Raw genomic sequence first — 3,645 nt, 5'->3', positions numbered from 1 at the left:
TTATCAATAAGTTAATCTGCAACTCTGCAATAAAACAGCAAAAAAACCGGCTAACCGCAGTATTTCCCCTTCATCAAGGGGATATCGCTCACGTATGTGGTAACAGCTTGTTGTAACATGATTTAAAGTGATCTGCATCACAGTTTACCCAGGCGGAAAACGGTTTGATATGCACATGTTTTCACACCGTCATTATTCAATAATATTTATACTCGTCATACTTCAAGCTGCATGTGCGTTGGCTACGTTCAATCACCCGAATCACTTACGACGTAAGCTCATCGGGGTTCTCTCTCTTGCCGCCTTCCTGCAACTCGAATTATTTAGAGTATATTTTAAATAACGACCAAATTAACGCCATCAGGAATGACTATGAAGAATTTATTTTCGTTAGAAAACCGCAAAGTATTAATTACGGGATCTGCTCAAGGCATTGGTTTTTTATTAGCGAAAGGCCTGGCCGAATTTGGTGCAGAGATAGTTATTAATGATATTACCGCAGAACGAGCGGAAAAAGCCGTGGCGGAATTACGTGCTAGCGGTTTTATTGCTCATGCTGCCGCCTTTAATGTAACTAATCACGATGCGGTTAATGAAGCCATTGAACAAATAGAAAGTAGCATCGGTGCTATCGATATTTTAATTAATAATGCCGGCATTCAGCGCCGCCATGCCTTTACTGAATTCCCAGAAAAAGATTGGGATGACGTGATTGCGGTCAACCAGAAGTCCGTATTCTTGGTTTCACAGGCCGTATCCCGCTATATGGTTAAACGTCAACGTGGCAAAATTATCAATATCTGCTCGATGCAAAGTGAATTAGGCCGCGACACTATTACCCCCTATGCCGCCTCTAAAGGTGCGGTAAAAATGCTAACTCGCGGTATGTGTGTTGAGCTGGCTCGCTATAATATTCAGGTCAATGGTATCGCACCAGGCTATTTCAAAACTGAAATGACAAAAGCGCTGGTAGACGATAAAGCCTTTACTGATTGGTTATGCAAACGGACACCGGCCGCCCGTTGGGGCGACCCGGAAGAGTTGATTGGTGCTGCGGTTTATCTCTCCTCCAAAGCCTCTGATTTCGTGAATGGTCATCTGTTGTTTGTTGATGGCGGGATGTTAGTTGCAGTTTAACCTTCGCTTGAAGTGATTGGGGGATTAGCGACCTTCGTTATTCGTCCCATCAATAACGTTGGTTAATGCTTCAATTAACTGGGAACAGAGGAACATTATGTCTGGTAAATGCATTATTGTTATGGGCGTATCCGGCACGGGTAAATCCTGTGTTGGACAAGCGCTGGCACAGGCACTTAACGCCAAGTTTATTGATGGTGATGACCTACACCCGCGCGCCAACATCCAAAAAATGGCCTCAGGCCAGCCGCTAAATGATATTGATCGTGCCCCTTGGTTAGAACGGTTAAGTGATGTGGCCTATAGCCTGCAACAGAAAAATGAAGTCGGTTTTTTAGTCTGTTCGGCGCTGAAAAAGCAGTATCGCGATCGTTTGCGTGCCGGCAATCAAGGGATACGTTTTCTGTGGCTAAGCGGTGATTACGATTTGGTGCTACACAGAATGCAGCAGCGCGCTGGGCATTTTATGCCTGAAAGCCTGTTGCAAAGCCAATTCGCAACCCTGGAAGTACCGGGTATCAGTGAACCGGATGTTATCCAGATAGATATTTCGCCCGACGTCGCCGGTGTGGTTAAGCACTGTATTGCCGCGCTGGAGCATGAAAATAGCGTGAGTCATTGCGCCTAAACGCGCGGGCCACATAAGCATATAGGAAGAGTTATGATACTTGATGAACTGAAAAGCGCGGCGAATAATCCAATCTATCCAGATGTTATCCGCCGCACCCTAGCGGCTATCAGCAAAATGGATTTGGTTAACCTGCCAGCAGGCGAGCAAGAAATCGAAGGGCGTGAGATTTACTTAAATCATATTATCGCCGCGACCAAGCCACTATATGAACAAGCCCCTGAATTACACCGTTACTATATTGATATTCATATTTTGCTGGAAGGTAGTGAAGTGATTGGTACGTCGCCATCCACACAGGGCCAGCGCCCGACGATGGATTTTGATAGCGAGCGGGATTATGGATTGTTTGAAGGTATTACTACCGAAACCTTGTTAACACTGGCGCCGGGTGATATTGCCCTGCTGTTCCCCGGCGAGTTACATCGCCCGATGGGAACATTAGGTGACGTCGCGCCGATTCGTAAGATCGTGGTTAAAGTGGCGAATCATCTTTTGTGATTCGGTATTATTTCGGTTGATAGATACCGGATCAGGTTTCGGTTGATATTGGCTGGTGAAAAAATTCGGTTGTCATAACTTCACGGCTCACTTTACCTCCATTGTCTCAACCGCCAAAGGGGTTACAAGCGCGTAACCCCCTTGAAACCCCTGCGCTAGCGCACGTATCGCTTGCCCACTTCGCGGGTCCCCTCACTCATCATTTCGCTGGCGGGACGGCTTTACGCGGGTCCCTCCGCGTGACGCCTAAATCCGCCGTCCATGGCGGATTTCCCTTGCTACACTCTTCACTCGGCAGCTCAAATGTGCTTTAAACGTCAAAACCTAAAAGCAAGGTTTTGATTTTGACCTTGAGCGCAATTAGGAATATTACCGACAAAGACGATGGCCAGAGTGAGCCGCCATGGACGGCGGCGAAAAGCGCGCTTGAGCAGGAGCGAATCGCGCTGGCTCGATAAGGCCAACGACTGCCGGAGGGCACTGCGAATAGCAGTAATATTTCGCGCAAGCCGCAGGTGCAGGAGGGCCGGCTTGCCCTCCTGCTCGGTTGAGGCGACAGAGGTAAGGTGATAACTGAACGACTATCAACCGAAACCTGATCCGGTATCTATCAACCGAACCGATAATCTGAACGAATATACCCCGAAACCCGAACCCGTAACATGTCAACCGAATCGGATCATCTAATCAATATCAACCGGCGCTCCCAAGGAACGCCTCCCTTGACCCCGCCGCGCCGCCAACCACAACCCGCTGTTCTTCATGGCGTAGCCAAACACCACCCCGACTAACAATGAAGCAACCACCAGCTTCCAATTACCATTACCGGCAAAAGTAGCGCAAGCGCCGATAAAAGTACCTGGAACAAATGATAACCACTGCTGGCAGGCCTGGATGCACATCAAAAACGCCACAAGCCCTGTTAAAACATACCCAAGGATGGTCCATTCCGGTTGCAAGGCACTGCCCTGGATAATCATCATCGCCCAGAACACCCCGCTCAGGCAGGTTAACAGCGTAATCAGTAATCCTTTTAAACCACCTTGTGGGCAAGCGAAATAGGCGGTACAGCCAAGGAAACCAGCCCAACTGATTAGCCCTAAACTGACCGCTACCCAGCCCCAGACACCCGAGAGAATGCCGGTGGTAATGGCAATCATCAGAATAATGTTCATCAGTGTTACCTGCGTAAAAAACGTTAAATAGAATATCTATTGAGTGAAAGTTACGCAGTTTACCTGAGTTCAATACCTTTTCATGCACAATGATCACAAAAATAGCCACTAACCAACATGACATACATTTATTTTGTGATGAAAATCACATTTAATCTTTATTATATCTTTCTGGCACATATATAGCATTACGTTTGTTGTCAG

At 47.2% G+C, this 3,645-nt stretch carries 4 protein-coding genes; 3 read left to right on the top strand and 1 reads right to left on the bottom strand.

The window, feature by feature from the left end:
- Positions 1-372 precede the first annotated feature (372 nt).
- The 3 genes from idnO (at position 373) to V1952_RS20595 (ending at position 2,266) form a co-directional block, all read left to right on the top strand.
- On the top strand, positions 373-1,137 hold the full coding sequence (gene idnO, locus V1952_RS20605; RefSeq protein ID WP_372559464.1) for a gluconate 5-dehydrogenase: 765 nt from the start codon (positions 373-375) through the stop codon (positions 1,135-1,137).
- Between the two features lie 97 nt (positions 1,138-1,234).
- Positions 1,235-1,765, top strand: a complete 531-nt coding sequence (locus V1952_RS20600) for a gluconokinase (RefSeq protein ID WP_372559465.1) — start codon at positions 1,235-1,237, stop codon at positions 1,763-1,765.
- Positions 1,766-1,798: 33 nt separating this feature from the next.
- A complete protein-coding gene (locus tag V1952_RS20595) occupies positions 1,799-2,266 on the top strand; it encodes a YhcH/YjgK/YiaL family protein (RefSeq protein WP_372559466.1) in 468 nt (155 codons plus the stop codon).
- 683 nt (positions 2,267-2,949) lie between these two features.
- Here the strand turns inward: V1952_RS20595 and V1952_RS20590 are convergent.
- Entirely contained in the window at positions 2,950-3,441 is a 492-nt protein-coding gene (locus V1952_RS20590) for a DUF1097 domain-containing protein (protein WP_083158265.1), read from the bottom strand.
- Positions 3,442-3,645 lie beyond the last annotated feature (204 nt).

Origin of the sequence: Yersinia sp. 2542 StPb PI (genome assembly GCF_048593855.1) — a bacterium.
Classification (GTDB): domain Bacteria; phylum Pseudomonadota; class Gammaproteobacteria; order Enterobacterales; family Enterobacteriaceae; genus Yersinia; species Yersinia enterocolitica_E.
The sequence above is the reverse complement of the archived record's forward strand: the minus strand, read 5'-3'. Positions and strand labels throughout refer to the sequence as shown.